Source organism: Streptococcus sp. SN3 (assembly GCF_030439905.1).
The window spans coordinates 22644-36472 of the sequence record NZ_JAQFJF010000004.1; the positions used below are offsets into that span (position 1 = coordinate 22644).

At 40.6% G+C, this 13829-nt stretch carries 20 protein-coding genes; 4 read left to right on the forward strand and 16 right to left on the reverse strand.

From position 1 onward, the window contains the following. Positions 1-106 precede the first annotated feature (106 nt). From lacD to metG, 8 genes are all read right to left on the reverse strand, one after another. The gene (gene lacD / locus PCY71_RS09355) at positions 107-1087 is read right to left on the reverse strand and encodes a tagatose-bisphosphate aldolase (protein ID WP_048773077.1); all 981 of its coding nucleotides are present in this window, start codon (positions 1085-1087) and stop codon (positions 107-109) included. A 3-nt stretch (positions 1088-1090) separates the two neighbouring features. Beyond that, entirely contained in the window at positions 1091-2020 is a 930-nt protein-coding gene (locus PCY71_RS09360) for a tagatose-6-phosphate kinase (protein WP_048773074.1), read from the reverse strand. Positions 2021-2032: 12 nt separating this feature from the next. Continuing rightward, on the reverse strand, positions 2033-2548 hold the full coding sequence (gene lacB, locus PCY71_RS09365; RefSeq protein WP_048773071.1) for a galactose-6-phosphate isomerase subunit LacB: 516 nt from the start codon (positions 2546-2548) through the stop codon (positions 2033-2035). Positions 2549-2564: 16 nt separating this feature from the next. Next, positions 2565-2990, reverse strand: a complete 426-nt coding sequence (gene lacA / locus PCY71_RS09370) for a galactose-6-phosphate isomerase subunit LacA (protein WP_009659075.1) — start codon at positions 2988-2990, stop codon at positions 2565-2567. Positions 2991-3198: 208 nt separating this feature from the next. Further along, complete coding sequence (locus PCY71_RS09375; RefSeq protein WP_048773068.1) at positions 3199-3954, reverse strand: DeoR/GlpR family DNA-binding transcription regulator; 756 nt, start codon at positions 3952-3954, stop codon at positions 3199-3201. Positions 3955-4170: 216 nt separating this feature from the next. Then, positions 4171-4827: a DUF4230 domain-containing protein gene (locus PCY71_RS09380; RefSeq protein ID WP_002909176.1), complete on the reverse strand. Its 657-nt coding sequence runs from the start codon at positions 4825-4827 to the stop codon at positions 4171-4173. A gap of 4 nt (positions 4828-4831) precedes the next feature. After that, the gene (locus PCY71_RS09385) at positions 4832-4966 is read right to left on the reverse strand and encodes a hypothetical protein (RefSeq protein WP_002909174.1); all 135 of its coding nucleotides are present in this window, start codon (positions 4964-4966) and stop codon (positions 4832-4834) included. 136 nt (positions 4967-5102) lie between these two features. Then, the gene (gene metG / locus PCY71_RS09390; RefSeq protein ID WP_048773065.1) at positions 5103-7100 is read right to left on the reverse strand and encodes a methionine--tRNA ligase; all 1998 of its coding nucleotides are present in this window, start codon (positions 7098-7100) and stop codon (positions 5103-5105) included. Positions 7101-7345: 245 nt separating this feature from the next. On the opposite strand from metG, the gene PCY71_RS09395 reads away from it, so the two are divergent. Both PCY71_RS09395 and PCY71_RS09400 read left to right on the forward strand, forming a co-directional pair. Next, positions 7346-7672 carry a DUF805 domain-containing protein gene (locus PCY71_RS09395; RefSeq protein WP_002909172.1) on the forward strand — a complete coding sequence of 109 codons (327 nt, stop codon included), beginning with the start codon at positions 7346-7348 and terminating at the stop codon, positions 7670-7672. A gap of 216 nt (positions 7673-7888) precedes the next feature. Continuing rightward, positions 7889-8419, forward strand: a complete 531-nt coding sequence (locus tag PCY71_RS09400; RefSeq protein WP_002909171.1) for a DUF805 domain-containing protein — start codon at positions 7889-7891, stop codon at positions 8417-8419. Positions 8420-8468: 49 nt separating this feature from the next. Here PCY71_RS09400 and PCY71_RS09405 read toward each other — a convergent pair whose 3' ends face one another. After that, complete coding sequence (locus PCY71_RS09405; protein WP_002909170.1) at positions 8469-9101, reverse strand: DUF421 domain-containing protein; 633 nt, start codon at positions 9099-9101, stop codon at positions 8469-8471. Further along, the gene (locus PCY71_RS09410) at positions 9098-9553 is read right to left on the reverse strand and encodes a DUF3290 family protein (protein ID WP_002897090.1); all 456 of its coding nucleotides are present in this window, start codon (positions 9551-9553) and stop codon (positions 9098-9100) included. The genes PCY71_RS09405 and PCY71_RS09410 overlap by 4 nt, the downstream gene beginning before the upstream one ends. A 137-nt stretch (positions 9554-9690) precedes the next feature. Here PCY71_RS09410 and PCY71_RS09415 point away from each other — a divergent pair, with 137 nt between their 5' ends. Both PCY71_RS09415 and PCY71_RS09420 read left to right on the forward strand, forming a co-directional pair. Further along, the gene (locus tag PCY71_RS09415) at positions 9691-10518 is read left to right on the forward strand and encodes an exodeoxyribonuclease III (protein ID WP_002909169.1); all 828 of its coding nucleotides are present in this window, start codon (positions 9691-9693) and stop codon (positions 10516-10518) included. 11 nt (positions 10519-10529) lie between these two features. Next, positions 10530-10916 (forward strand): VOC family protein, encoded by a 387-nt coding sequence (locus PCY71_RS09420; protein ID WP_002909168.1) that lies wholly within the window; start codon positions 10530-10532, stop codon positions 10914-10916. Positions 10917-10943: 27 nt separating this feature from the next. On the opposite strand, the gene nth is transcribed toward PCY71_RS09420, so the two are convergent. The 6 genes from nth to PCY71_RS09450 all read right to left on the reverse strand — a co-directional run bounded on the left by nth (position 10944) and on the right by PCY71_RS09450 (position 13707). After that, positions 10944-11573 carry an endonuclease III gene (nth, locus tag PCY71_RS09425; RefSeq protein WP_002909167.1) on the reverse strand — a complete coding sequence of 210 codons (630 nt, stop codon included), beginning with the start codon at positions 11571-11573 and terminating at the stop codon, positions 10944-10946. A gap of 279 nt (positions 11574-11852) precedes the next feature. After that, on the reverse strand, positions 11853-12071 hold the full coding sequence (locus PCY71_RS09430) for a hypothetical protein (protein WP_053092381.1): 219 nt from the start codon (positions 12069-12071) through the stop codon (positions 11853-11855). A gap of 54 nt (positions 12072-12125) precedes the next feature. Beyond that, a complete protein-coding gene (locus PCY71_RS09435) occupies positions 12126-12503 on the reverse strand; it encodes a hypothetical protein (protein ID WP_048773061.1) in 378 nt (125 codons plus the stop codon). Between the two features lie 70 nt (positions 12504-12573). Beyond that, positions 12574-12999: a hypothetical protein gene (locus tag PCY71_RS09440; RefSeq protein WP_048773059.1), complete on the reverse strand. Its 426-nt coding sequence runs from the start codon at positions 12997-12999 to the stop codon at positions 12574-12576. Beyond that, positions 12977-13138 (reverse strand): hypothetical protein, encoded by a 162-nt coding sequence (locus PCY71_RS09445; RefSeq protein ID WP_158002080.1) that lies wholly within the window; start codon positions 13136-13138, stop codon positions 12977-12979. Before PCY71_RS09445 ends, PCY71_RS09440 begins: the two co-directional genes overlap by 23 nt. Before the next feature lie 215 nt (positions 13139-13353). Further along, positions 13354-13707: an arsenate reductase family protein gene (locus PCY71_RS09450; protein ID WP_048773055.1), complete on the reverse strand. Its 354-nt coding sequence runs from the start codon at positions 13705-13707 to the stop codon at positions 13354-13356. Positions 13708-13829: the final 122 nt, after the last annotated feature.

Sequence of the window (13829 nt, forward strand, 5' to 3'; positions counted from 1 at the left end):
ACGCCTAATCCAACTTAGTAACGCTCACCCTATTCAATTTATGATTTCATTATAGCATATCAGCCGCAGAATGTAAACCCTTACTTTATTTATTTTTTAACAAATTTTAGGCTCTTTCTTTCCAAGACGTAGCTGTTTTTTGAAGAACCTTGTTGAGTTCATCAATATTTTCAAATCCTGTTGTACGAAGCCACTTGCGAGCTGCTTCTTCACCTTGCTCAATGTAGTCTTTGACACTGCCAGCCCAAGTCGCACGTCCGCAAAGAACACCGTTGAAGTTAGCACCTGACTCATGAGCGAACACAAGTGTTTCTTGGAAAAGTTTCGCAGATACACCCGCACTCAAGTAGATGTATGGCAGGTTGGTTGCCTCATCTTGTTCCTTGAAGAAAGCAGCTGCTTCAGCTTTTGTATGCACCACTTCGCCATCGCCAAATCCTTCAACGTATTTAACATTGACTGGTACTTCCACTTTCAAGACATCAATATTGAAACGTGGATCTGAGAAGACCTTCATGGCACCGATAACTTTCTGTGGTTTCACTTTCGCGTACTCAGCGCTGGAAGCATCCGTAATCTTTTCATCGTAAGCCAAGATTTCAAGGAAGAAAGGAATATCTTCTGCCACACACTCTGAACCTACACGCTCGATATAAGCCTGTTTTTGTTGGTTGAGCTCGTCTGAGCTATCCACGTCATAGTAAAGGAGGAATTTCACCGCGTCCGCACCTTGTTCTTTGATGCGTTTTGCAGACCAAACATCCAGACAGTCAGGCAAGCGCTTAGTGTTAGAAGTATCATAACCTGTCTTCTCATAAGCCAACAAGAGCCCAGCATTCTTAGCCAAAGCTTTAGTAGCAGGCAGGCCATACTCAGGATCCAGCAGCATAGACGAAGCGTAAGGAGTCAGCTCTTCTGCAACCAAAACTTTCAGTTCTTCCATTTGAGCTACTGTTGGTTCTGCTTCCTGGTGTTGAGCCATGAGGCGTTTCAAAGCACCGCGTTGGTCAAATGCCAAGGCAGAAATGATGCCATTCTCGTCAGAAAGTTTTTCCATGTACTTGCGTTTTTGTTCTGTTAATACCATTCTTTATACCTCTTTTACTGTGATTTGATTGTATAGGACGTCGTAGTTTTCAACATTGACATGTCCAGTCATTTTTTCTTGGGCATTGAGCATGCCCAGAACATTTGCTTTCTTCAATAAAGAAGCATCATCTAACCGAAGACTCAAACCCGAAGAAATTCCTGCAACAGTTGAGTCCCCAGAGCCAACTGGATTGACCACTTGGATTTTAGGAATATCCACTTTATAGAAAGTGTCCCAGTGTTTGGCAAATGCGCCATCTGCACCGAGTGATACGATGATCCACTCGATTCCATCAAAGAGCGGTTCTGAAAGGACAGCTTTTAATTCATCCAAATCTTTTGAAACTTCGCGACCCAATAACTGAGAAAGTTCCTCATTATTAGGTTTGATGGCAGTTGGTTTGACATCTGATTTGAGCACAGCTTCCAGAGCTGCTCCAGAGCAATCCAGCACCACCTTATTGCCAGCTTGATTAGCAATTTCAACCAATTGAATATAATATTCAACAGGTAAACCATTTGGTAGACTTCCCGAGATACTAACTACCTCAGCTGATTCCATTAATGATTTAAAATGATGTAAAAAACCATTTGCCTCATCTGCTGTAATAGTCGGACCGGCTTCTAGGATTTCTGTTTGCTTGCCTTCGTGTAAGATTGCAATGCAATTCCTCGTATCCCCTGAAATATTATAAAAGCATTGTCTAACATTAGGATGGAGGTTTTGTAATAAGAACTCTCCATTAGTCCCACCAATCAGTCCTGTCGCAGCGACATTGTCTCCAATTTCTGCCAAGACCCTGGTTACGTTGAGACCCTTGCCGCCCGCTGTTTTACTGACTTCCACAACACGATTAACAGTATCTATTTTCAATTCTTCTAAAGGATAGGAAATATCGATAGAAGGATTCATGGTCACTGTAAGAATCATCTGGCTACCTCACTAGTCGTGGTACTCTCCACGATCCCATTTTTCAAGAAATTCTGTAAAGAAATTATCATCTGCCTGATGAGCATTGTGAGTCTCAACGTGCTCAATTTTTGCGATCAATTTTTTATTTTCTTCAGTTGGCTTGTACTCCGCATGAATGAAAGCTTCGATGATGTCACACATAAGGAGCTCACCAGTGATTTTTCCACCAAAACCGATAACATTGGCGTTGAGTTCTTCCTTAGCATAGAGAGCTGAAGTCATGTCACGTACCAAAGCTGAACGAACACCAGGCACCTTATTTACAGCGTTGTTGATACCAACACCTGTACCGCAAATACAAACACCAAGATCAGCTTGTCCGCTAACAACTGCTTCCCCTACTTTTTTACCAAAGATTGGGTAGTGAGTACGTGTATGGTCATAAGTACCAAAATCAAGAACTTCATAGCCTTTTGATTTTAGAAAATCTGAGACTGCCATTTTTTCATTGGTAACGATATGGTCACATCCAATTGCAATTTTCATTTGATTTCTCCTTTTCTTAGCACATCTTGTTGAGCATGTCGACCCGGATTTGATGGCGGCCGCCGTCGTATTTCCCATTGACAAAGCCTTTGGCAATATTCTTAGCCAGACCTTCACCAACGATTTCAGCTCCCATTGTAATCATGCGAGAGTTGTTATGGCCGCGAGTCATGTAGGCAGAGCGTTCGTCTGAAACTTCCGCTGCGACCATGCCTTTGATTTTAGTCGCTACCATGAATGGACCAGCCCCATAAGCGTCAATGACAATACCAAGATTTTCCTCTTGCTTATTCACTTCAGCCGCAACTGCAAGAGTCACATCAACAAAATCCTGACCTTCTTTCGTCACATCCACCACTTCAAAGTTTTCTCCGACGAGAAAATCCTTGACCACATCTTTCAGCTTGCTTCCAGCAGCATCTGCTCCAATAATAATTGCCATGAGCATTCTCCTTTGTTTGATTTTTTGCACAGAATATTGTTTATAAAAAACACTTTCCGTTTCCTATAAGCATACTATACTCCTTTAAAAGTTATTTGTCAACAGATTTTTGTTTATTTTAATCAAAATATTTTTAAAGATGATTAAAATAAACAAAAAAAGCCCTAAAAAGAGCTTTCTGATAATTTTTTCATCCATTTAAAATAAACTAAGAAATAATCTTGGTATAAACCTCCAGTTCTTCTTGAGCATTTTCAGACATCTGGTCTGTGATAACAGCTGTAATATCAGCCAAAGGACAGATAGAAGTGAAGTCTTCCTTGCCAATCTTAGAAGAATCAATCAATAGGTAAGTCTCTGTCGAGCGCTCCAAAGCTAGCTTCTGAGTATAGGCTTCTTCAAAAGAAGAGGTCATAATCTGCCCGTTTTTGATACCATTGCCACTGAAAAACATCTTAGTAAAGTACATCTTATCCATGATGGCATTGGTCATCTCGCCGACAAAGGCTTGAGTCGCTTCCCGCATCTCCCCACCAAGGAGAAAGACTTTGAAGGTATCCGACTTCTTCTTCAGAAGATCATGAAAGATCGGAAGGCAGTTGGTAATCACGCGCAGATGATGATTGCTGATTTCCTCAGCCAGCACTTCCACAGAAGTCCCCGGTCCAAGAAAAATAGTATCTCCATCTTCAATCAGCTCCACAGCCTTCTTGGCAACAGTCCGCTTGGCCTCAATATTCTGATAAAGTTTCTCTTCATGAGGGATTTCTCTGTACTTGAGGTGCTGATTACTTTTGGCCCCACCGTGAACACGAGTCAGCAACCCTTTACTTTCCAGCTCAATCAAGTCCCGCCGAACCGTCATATCTGAGACCTTCATACTCTCTACAATCTCAGCAACCGTCACTGTCCCAGTTCGATCCACCAGCTTAACTATTTCGTCCTGTCTCTGATTTTTACCCATACTATTCCCTCTCTACACTCTAGTTTTGTTTATTATAACTCATTTCTCTGTTTTTTTCCATATTATTTGTTTGTTTTAAACAAAAATGAGGGTTTGCGATATGGTATGGGACATAAAAAACACCTTGCAATGATGTGCAAGATGCTTTCCCCAGTTGATAGAACGACACATTTCACTATCAGCTAAACTGTAACAATACTCAAAAAGTTATGATTCCTATTTATTCATATTTTTAAAAGTTACTTTAGCCTCTGAGTCAATACTAGTCACGATATTTGTATAATAGGCTTCCGCTGATTCTGTAATAAGATTTTTATACTGTTTAATGTATGCTTCTTGTTCTTTATTGCTAAGAGATTTCGCAACATGCTCTCCAGTATCAATATTTTCTGTTGAACCGCTCAACAGCTGTCCACTCATATCATAGAGTTTATATCGATCTTTTGGATTATCTGAGACCTCTACACCTATGACTTCATATTTAGGTATAGTTAGCTCGTACTCATGTTCAGAGATTTTCCTAACCTTGACTCCTTCCTTAATCCCAAATTTAGCCGTATAATTAAGAATGATAATAGCTTTCTTAACAGACAGTGGAATACTGATATTGGTACCAGGAATCTTCTTATCTTTCTCAATCGTTTCAACCTTTTGAATCCCTATATCCAAAAAAACACTTTCGTTGACTTTCTCTAAGCGAGTTATTTGAGTATAGATTTGACTTCGCTCATCTGAAGCATTTTTCCCTTGAAAATATCCAATGATATTATAAGTTTTCGCAACAACAAAAAAGATAGCAAGAACGGCTACCACAATCCATATGTAAACTTTAGCCCCCAAAACTTTTTTTATGAAATCCTTAACTATTTTCATTATATTACTTCCTCCGAATCAAAAATGCTACTCCAAGACTGATGATAGCCAGAAAAGCTGCCAAATAAGGATTCAGCGGAAAGAGAATGACAATTAAAAGCAACAACAAAACAAGTGATGCAATTTTTACTATTTTCATAATATAACTCCTAAAACTTTTTCAATAAAAATTATATAAATATATATACCTTTTGTCAAGCGGTTTCAAAAAGAATATTACATCAAAAATCCCCCAGCAGCCTCCTGCTGGGGGATTGTCATTAGATAAAAACTTGTTATCCAATCAAACTTCCATTTGGGAGTTTTTCATCCACAGTAAGGAGAGTCAGTTGGTCACCGTGTTCAGCTGAGAGAATCATCCCTTGGCTGATATATTTTTTCATCATCTTACGTGGTTTGAGGTTGGCAACGATTTGAACTTTCTTACCGACCAGTTCTTGCTCGTTTGGATAGTATTTCGCAATTCCTGAGAGGATTTGACGGTCTTCACCATCACCAGCATCCAGGCGGAACTGAAGAAGTTTATCCGAGCCTTCAACTTTAAACACCTCTTTGACTTCTGCGACACGGATTTCCACCTTATCGAAGTCGTCAAACTTGATTTCCTTGCGGTTAAGTTTGAGCTCGACTTCTTCTGGATTCCATTCTTTTTCAACCGCAGGTTTGTTGCCTTCCATTTGTCCCTTGATATAGGCAATTTCTTCTTCCATATCCAGACGTGGGAAGATTGGTGTCCCTTTCTCTACAACTGTCAGGCCTGCTGGGAGCTGCTCAATTGCTAGGTTTTCCAGCGAAGCTGCTTGAGGCAAGCCAAGTTGGCTGAGGACAGACTTGCTGGTTTCCATCATGAAAGGCTCAATCATGTGGGCCACAACACGAAGGCTAGCTGCTAAGTGGCTCATGACACTTGCAAGTTGATTGCGGAGGGCTTCATCCTTAGCCAAGACCCAAGGAGCAGTTTCATCAATGTATTTATTGGTGCGGGAGATGAGCATCCAGACTGCTTCTAGGGCGCGTGGGTAGTCTACTGCATCCATGTGTCTGTAGTAGTCAGCGATGGATTGTGCTGCTACCTGAGCCAAAGCTCCGTCAAAATCCGTTACATTTTCTTCGTAGACTGGTATTTGACCGTCAAAGTACTTGTTAACCATGGAAACAGTACGGTTAAGCAGGTTCCCAAGGTCATTAGCTAACTCATAGTTGATACGACCTATATAGTCCTCAGGAGTGAAGGTTCCGTCTGAACCAACAGGAAGACTGCGCATAAGGTAATAACGCAATGCATCCAAACCATAGCGTTCTACCAGCATTTCAGGATAGACCACATTGCCCTTAGACTTGGACATCTTGCCATCTTTCATGACAAACCAACCGTGGGCAATCAAGCGGTCAGGTAGCTTAATATCCAGCATCATGAGCAGGATTGGCCAGTAGATAGAATGGAAACGCAGAATGTCCTTGCCCACCATGTGGAAGACTGTCCCATTCCAGAATTTATCGTAGTTAGCGTGATCATCCTGACCGTAGCCAAGAGCAGTCGCATAGTTAAGCAGGGCATCAATCCAGACATAAATTACGTGTTTAGGATTAGATGGCACTGGCACGCCCCAAGTAAAGGTCGTCCGAGATACAGCTAGGTCTTCCAGACCTGGCTCAATGAAGTTTTTCAGCATTTCATTAAGACGTCCGTCTGGTGTGATAAAGTCTGGATGAGATTTGAAAAATTCTACCAAGCGGTCTTGGTACTTGCTGAGGCGCAGGAAGTAAGACTCTTCTGATACCCACTCCACTTCATGTCCAGATGGCGCAATTCCGCCAGTTACTTTCCCATTTTCATCACGGAAGACTTCTGCCAGCTGGCTTTCTGTGAAGAATTCCTCATCTGATACAGAATACCAGCCTGAATATTCACCCAAGTAGATATCATCTTGGGCTAAGAGTCGTTCAAAGACATCGGCTACAACCTTTTCATGGTAGTCATCGGTCGTCCGGATAAACTTATCATAAGAAATATCCAGCAGTTTCCAGAGTTCCTTGACCCCAACTGCCATCCCATTGACATAAGCTTGAGGACTGATACCAGCTTCTTCAGCTTTTTGCTGAATCTTCTGTCCATGCTCGTCAAGGCCAGTCAGATAGAAAACATCGTAGCCCATGAGACGCTTGTAGCGAGCCAGAACATCACAAGCAATGGTCGTATAGGCAGACCCGATGTGGAGTTTACCGCTCGGATAGTAGATAGGGGTTGTAATATAAAAGTTCTTTTCAGACATGATTTCTCCTTACGAGGCAAATGAGACCTCTTTTTATTCGGAAATTGCCATTTATCACGCAGATAAACCACAAACTTCAACACTTTATTTTATCACCATTTGAAAAATAAAACAATTGATTGCTAACCTGGATGTATCTGCTAAGCAAAGGTGAAAATGGATGTATTTCTAAAAACAAAAATTAAATTGCAATATTTAGTGATTTATAATATAATAAGATAAATAAAATTATTTAGGAGATTATTATGATTTATGCATATCTTGATTTTTGGCGGAGAGCTTTTGACTTCGCTGGGCGGTCAGATCGCCCAGATTATTGGTGGGCTGTATTTGCCAATATGTTGATAGCTGTCTTATCTTTAATTTTCTTACTTATGGTTGGAGAGGAAGCAGCTCCTCTTCTATCACTAATTCAGATTTATGGTTTCTTTACTATCATTCCAAATCTATCTCTGTCCATTCGCCGTCTGAGAGATGCGGGTTACCATTGGGCTTTTATCTTCGTATCTTTTATTCCAGTTATTGGTAATTTCATTCTACTCTTCCTCCACTGTCAACCTTCAGAATACTAAAAAATTAACATTAATCACTTTCTGATAATCAGACCAACCCAAACTGTACTGCCCCCAAAAGTTAGATTTTTTGTATCTAACTTTTTTGGGGGTATTGCAAACAGGTTGGTTTTTATGTTACACTATTTCACTAAAACGCCCTGTATTTTCTGAAAACTTGCAAATATAAGCCAAATATAGTACACTAAATAAAAAAATAATAAAAGGATTTTTAATATGATTGATGCATATAAAAAGTTTTGGAAGGGCTATGTAGACTTTACTGGTCGCTCAACTCGTTCAGAATATTGGTGGCCCGTTCTGTGCCATATCTTGGTGATGATACTACTTCCTAGTTTTGCTCTTGTGATTGAAACAGCCTTAAATTCCGAGACTGGAGGAGTCTTATCTACCATCTTTGCTGGCCTGTTAGTTATCTATTTTATTTCGATTCTGCTTCCCTATCTCGCTATTCAGATTCGACGTCTGCGGGACGCTGGCTTTCATTGGGCACTTATCTTTTTATCCATTGTTCCATTTGGCCGCTTGGTTTTGACTATTCTTTATTGCCAACCTACAAAATATGAACCCGTTATAAATAATTACTATAATAATCAGAATTACCAAGAACAACAATTTGTCCAAAATTCTTATCAAAATCAGCAAAATTACCAAGGGCAGCAATTTGATCAGAACTCCTATCAAAATCAGCCCAATCCTCAACAAAATTTTGCATCAGCTGAAAACGAGCAAAGTCCATTTGAATAAAGCAAAAGCCATTCCGCTTCTGGAATGGCTTTCTCTTTGCAAGATTTTCTCAATACGTCACAACATTCAAGTTGCCACTTTCATACTCTGCGATGAAGATATTCGAAATATCGGTGTATCCGTCTTTAGCCAGTCTCTCCACCAGCCACTCTTCTGTTTTGTCAATAGACTCTAAAATATCAATCTGGACAACACCATCTGTGATAAGGGGATATTTAGGATTCTCTTCACCAGCTTGTACAATAATCAGCTGGCCGTTTTGCTCTATAACCGCCCGTTTGACCTGCTTGAGCTGGAAAATACCTTGGCTGCGTAGCTTCAAAGCTACATCTGCTGCTGAAAGACCAACAGAACGGCAGGCTTCGGGACTCAATTTCCCGTGCTGAATCAACGTTGTCGGCTTGCCATCAATCAAATGCTTAACCGCACGAACATTGTTATTGAGCCACTTTAGGGTCAAGACCAAGATGGTCCACATGATGAGAATGACCGCATACTGGAGGATGTTAATGGAGCTATTGTAAATCACCCCACCGATAATACCACCAAGAACATAGTTTTGAATCTGGTCGATTGCTGAATTAGGCGCCAGATTGCCTTTTCCCGTCACGTTGATGACAAAAACTAGTGAGAAAAGCCCCAGCGCTAGTTTAATTAGGATTTCAAGAAAATTCAATGTCATTTTTCAACCTCCACTATTTCGATATCTGTCGTCTTATGCAAGTCAATTTTTTCAAGCAGATATTTATCCGGCTCACTACCGCTCATAGCCCGATAAAAGTTCTTTCCGACCTTCAAAATCGCTCCATCCGTCGCGGCTGAAGTATTGACATAGACCTCCGACTTATCTACACCCAAGTCTTCTGAAATGACCTCAATAAAATGCAGAGAGGTTTGAAACTGGTTGTTAGAGTCTTGGTCAGTCTGAAAATTGCTAATGCCAATCAAGACCATGGCCACCAAAGCCAAAACAGAAATGATGGCTAGTTCCCGGAATTTTGAATCACGCTTATTGCGATAGGCCTTAAAAGCAAAAAATCCTGTCACAAGCAGCAGCAAGACAGAAAGTGCAACTGTCACCCAGTTTTGCTGACTAATCTGACTCAAAACATAATCATAAGAATAGAATTTCATGGCTTCCCCCTATTTTCTCGCTCTATTATAGAAAATCTTTCCTACTTTTTCAAGTCTCTTACAATCTCTTTGCTATAAATCAGTTCTAAATTTTGTTATAATAAACTCAGCAAACTTCTACTAGAAAAGGAAATTTTATGAAACTCATCTCTTGGAACATTGACTCTCTCAACGCTGCATTGACCAGTGATTCTGCCCGAGCTCAGCTCTCTCAGGCTGTCCTTCAAACCTTGCAAGCGGAAAATGCTGATATTATCGCCATTCAGGAAACAAAACTGTCTGCGACAGGTCCGACTAAAAAGCACCTGGAGATTTTGACAAATCTTTTCCCAGACTATGAAAACACCTGGCGCTCCTCCCAAGAGCCAGCACGTAAGGGCTATGCAGGAACCATGTTCCTCTACAAAAAAGAACTGACGCCAACCGTAACCTTCCCTGAAATCGGCGCTCCGTCAACCATGGATGTCGAAGGCCGCATCATTACGCTTGAATTTGACGGTTTCTTTGTCACTCAAGTTTATACGCCCAATGCTGGCGATGGACTTAAACGTTTGGATGACCGTCAAGTCTGGGATGCCAAATACGCTGAATACTTGGGAACACTAGATAAACAAAAACCAGTACTTGCAACTGGTGACTATAATGTGGCCCACAAGGAAATCGACTTGGCCAATCCAGCCAGCAACCGCCGTTCACCAGGCTTTACCGACGAAGAACGTGCTGGCTTCACCAACCTGCTGGCTAAAGGATTTACCGATACCTTCCGCCACTTGCACGGCGATATCCCTAACCAATACACTTGGTGGGCGCAGCGCAGCAAGACTTCTAAAATCAACAATACAGGCTGGAGAATCGACTACTGGCTGACCAGCAACCGCGTGGCTGACAAGGTGACCAAGTCTGATATGATTGACTCCGGTGCGCGCCAAGACCACACACCCATTGTCATGGAGATTGAACTCTAAGGAGAAAACGAATGGACTATCAAGCTGTCATTCCTGAATTTGTGGTTTCTGACATCGAAAAATCACGCCACTTCTACTGCGACCTGCTGGGATTCTCTGTCGAATACGAGCGTCCAGAGGAGAAATTTCTCTTCCTCTCGCTTGAAGACTGCCAACTTATGCTAGAAGAAGGCAGCACGGAAGAATTAGCTCAGCTGACCTATCCTTTCGGGCGCGGTGTCAATATTTCCTTTGGCATTGAAGATGTCCCTCAGCTCCACCAAAAACTGCTGGAAGCTGACTATCCCATCCATCGTCCGCTGACAAAAAGAGAATTTCGAGTGGGGAATAGCTTTATTTACCCTCATGAATTTGCGATTTTGGATCCAGATGGTTATTTTTTAAGATTTAGTGAATAAGAAAGCGAAGTCATCAGACCTCGCTTTTTATATGTCCTTAAAGTTATAGAGTTGCGGATAGTGATCGCACTCGGGATTTTTAGGATGACAGATAGCCCGGCCAAAGTAAATCATGGCTTGATGAGCTGGCAGCCAACGTTCCGGTGGAAGGACATCCATAACTCGCTTTTCTACTTCTAGTGGCGTTGCCGACTTTTTAACGATATCATGGTGCTTGCAAATGCGCTCCACATGAGTATCAACAGCAAAGGCTGGAATACCAAAGCCCACACTCATGACTACATTGGCCGTTTTGCGACCAACACCAGCTAGACTTTCCAATTCTGTCCGCGTTTGTGGTACTTGACCGTCAAAGTCATCCAAAAGCTGCTGGGCACATTTCTTCAAAAACTTGGCCTTGTTGCGATAGAGCCCTAGGCGGGAGATGTATTTAGCAATGTCTGCTTCACCAGCCGTAGCCATGTCTTGAGGACTTGGATAGGCTTCAAATAAAGCCGGCGTTGCCTTATTGACCGCAGCATCTGTCGTCTGAGCCGACAGCATGACCGCTACCAAAAGCTCAAAGTGATTGCGAAAATCCAGACTGGGCTTGGCATCAGGAAAAAGAGCAATAATCTCTTCAATGACATGTCGAGCCCGTTTTTTTGATAAAACCATGATTCTTCTTTCTAAGATTGAGATAGATTTATTATATCATGAAAAGCTTTTTAATGTCATTAGGAGCTTCTACTGACACGCTTTCTAACCCAGATTCGATCATACAATCTACTTGAACCACATTCTCTAAAAGAAAAATCATGACATCTTGTATATTCTTTCCATAATTCCAAATTCAGATTTCCTATTGAAGAGACTGAAACTTATTCTTTCCTTCCCACTTAGTACTCCTTATACCTAATTCCAATAGGAAGGAGTTCCTCACCATTTAAAGGTTTACTATTCTTCCTCATCATCAATCAAAAAGAAATCATAGTCTTTAAAAATAAAAGTATAACTATCTGCCTCCATCCTTGACAAAGCTGTCAACCAATTCGTAATAGAGGGCCAAATATTCGTCACAGCGAAATACGTACCTTGTTCAAAAAAGCGAAATAGCGCTACTTTATTAGGGATTTGTTTCCCGTCAAAAATGGCTGCAAAACCATCCAAATCCATCTTGCCAAAATCAGATTTTGATATATAATGATCAATTATCTTAATAGAAATAATTTATACTTTCTCAACTTTTACATCGTTTTCAGATACAACGTCCACTAAAAAATCCGTCGACATTAATTTGTAGTGATGGAGCTTTTTATTAGCTACATTTGCAGAAGCGACCAAGTCCCCAAACTCTGCATTCTCGACTTCATAGATATAATTGGTCAGATAAAGTGGTCTGTTCTCTGCCAATCCTTGCTCCCAGTAACTATCTATTAATTCTAGGCTTTCGTAGACTGAGCGGAAAGCCCAGACCTTTGTAAAGGTAAATTTAAACTTCTCTGAATCTTCCAAGTAGGCAATTAGAGTATCTCCATCTATATTTATCTCAATACCATAATCTCCAAAAGGAATGAAGCCCGGTTTAATTTTCGTCCATTTTTCCATATCATTTCTCCAAGTTCTATTTTCCGATAATTGTAACTAAAGTCATGTACATATTTGATTAGCAAATTTTCTAGTATTGACTGATACTCAAATCAGAATTTGCGGACACAAGAATCTCCACTACACTATCTTGAGTTATGATTATATAATGTTGTGAATACAGAGTTCTTGCACCACCATAGGCTGTATATCTGAGTTTCTTCACTAATTGACTATTCTTGACTTCATAAATGACATTTTGGAAATTATTTTTTTCAAATTTTTTAAACATTTCTTTATCTAGAATTGCAGATAAATACAATTCCCTGCTAAAAAATCGTGCTTCATCATAACAAAAACATGATAATTTAAAACAGTTCTTTTCTCCAATAAGCCTAATTTCTTGCTCATCTGCTAAAGTTGTCAATAAAACTTTTATCTTATAGTTATCTCTGGGAATCATATCTTTAAAGATTTCTATCCATTCTTCATTTTTAGTCTCCATATCTAATTTCATATGAAACTCCTCCTTTTCCTTGCTTTATTTGAAATTCCAGTGTTGGTCCTAGTTCACTTGTACTTCCAGGTCTAACAACAACCTTTGTTCCATTTTTAGCAACATCTACTTTATCTGCTAATTTTGTTGTATATGTCACCTCATCCACAGCTTCAAAAAAATGGGAAGAAATTCTATCTTAGAAAAAAGAGGCTTTCAATCCTTTCGCCTCTTTGCCCGTGACTAAATCTTTCCTATCTTCTTGATTTCAGTCTGTTTTTTTATTCTCTAACACAATTGGCTTATCCCTATTTCGTTTTGTCGTTTTATTCGACTACAGATGAATATAAAGCCTTTTTATCAAGCCTTATCTTCTCACAGCCCCAACTCTTCATACGCCTTCCGGTAACCAATCTGCAAGATTTGGTTATCTCGAACCAGAAGCGGTCGTTTAATCAGCATGCCGTCTGTCGATAATAAATCAGCAGCTTCCTGGGCTGTCAAATGCGGAACTTTTTCTTTGAGACCTAGCTCACGGTATTTGAGACCGCTAGTATTGAAAAAAGTCTTGAGCTCAAAGCTCGAGTTCTGGATCCAGTCTAGGAGCTGGTCCCGGCTAGGTGTATTTTGGACAATATCTACTGCTTCAAAGTCCACTCCTAATTGATTGAGCTCAGCCTTGGCCTTGCGGCAGGTAGAGCATTTTGGGTATTCGATAAATTGTAACATTATTTTTCCTCCGTCCCTATAATAGCCCAGCTAGCTCCTTCTTGTCAAGCCGAGACTTATTAGAAAAAGCCGACAAGCGAAAGGCTTATCGGCTGATACAGACTTATCCCCTAGGGAAGTAT

Coding starts and splice junctions, on each gene's coding strand:
- lacD (WP_048773077.1), bottom strand. CDS start 1,087: ATGGTATTAACAGAACAAAAACGCAAGTACATGGAAAAACTTTCTGAC.
- PCY71_RS09360 (WP_048773074.1), bottom strand. CDS start 2,020: ATGATTCTTACAGTGACCATGAATCCTTCTATCGATATTTCCTATCCT.
- lacB (WP_048773071.1), bottom strand. CDS start 2,548: ATGAAAATTGCAATTGGATGTGACCATATCGTTACCAATGAAAAAATG.
- lacA (WP_009659075.1), bottom strand. CDS start 2,990: ATGGCAATTATTATTGGAGCAGATGCTGCTGGAAGCAAGCTGAAAGAT.
- PCY71_RS09375 (WP_048773068.1), bottom strand. CDS start 3,954: ATGGGTAAAAATCAGAGACAGGACGAAATAGTTAAGCTGGTGGATCGA.
- PCY71_RS09380 (WP_002909176.1), bottom strand. CDS start 4,827: ATGAAAATAGTTAAGGATTTCATAAAAAAAGTTTTGGGGGCTAAAGTT.
- PCY71_RS09385 (WP_002909174.1), bottom strand. CDS start 4,966: ATGAAAATAGTAAAAATTGCATCACTTGTTTTGTTGTTGCTTTTAATT.
- metG (WP_048773065.1), bottom strand. CDS start 7,100: ATGTCTGAAAAGAACTTTTATATTACAACCCCTATCTACTATCCGAGC.
- PCY71_RS09395 (WP_002909172.1), top strand. CDS start 7,346: ATGATTTATGCATATCTTGATTTTTGGCGGAGAGCTTTTGACTTCGCT.
- PCY71_RS09400 (WP_002909171.1), top strand. CDS start 7,889: ATGATTGATGCATATAAAAAGTTTTGGAAGGGCTATGTAGACTTTACT.
- PCY71_RS09405 (WP_002909170.1), bottom strand. CDS start 9,101: ATGACATTGAATTTTCTTGAAATCCTAATTAAACTAGCGCTGGGGCTT.
- PCY71_RS09410 (WP_002897090.1), bottom strand. CDS start 9,553: ATGAAATTCTATTCTTATGATTATGTTTTGAGTCAGATTAGTCAGCAA.
- PCY71_RS09415 (WP_002909169.1), top strand. CDS start 9,691: ATGAAACTCATCTCTTGGAACATTGACTCTCTCAACGCTGCATTGACC.
- PCY71_RS09420 (WP_002909168.1), top strand. CDS start 10,530: ATGGACTATCAAGCTGTCATTCCTGAATTTGTGGTTTCTGACATCGAA.
- nth (WP_002909167.1), bottom strand. CDS start 11,573: ATGGTTTTATCAAAAAAACGGGCTCGACATGTCATTGAAGAGATTATT.
- PCY71_RS09430 (WP_053092381.1), bottom strand. CDS start 12,071: ATGGATTTGGATGGTTTTGCAGCCATTTTTGACGGGAAACAAATCCCT.
- PCY71_RS09435 (WP_048773061.1), bottom strand. CDS start 12,503: ATGGAAAAATGGACGAAAATTAAACCGGGCTTCATTCCTTTTGGAGAT.
- PCY71_RS09440 (WP_048773059.1), bottom strand. CDS start 12,999: ATGAAATTAGATATGGAGACTAAAAATGAAGAATGGATAGAAATCTTT.
- PCY71_RS09450 (WP_048773055.1), bottom strand. CDS start 13,707: ATGTTACAATTTATCGAATACCCAAAATGCTCTACCTGCCGCAAGGCC.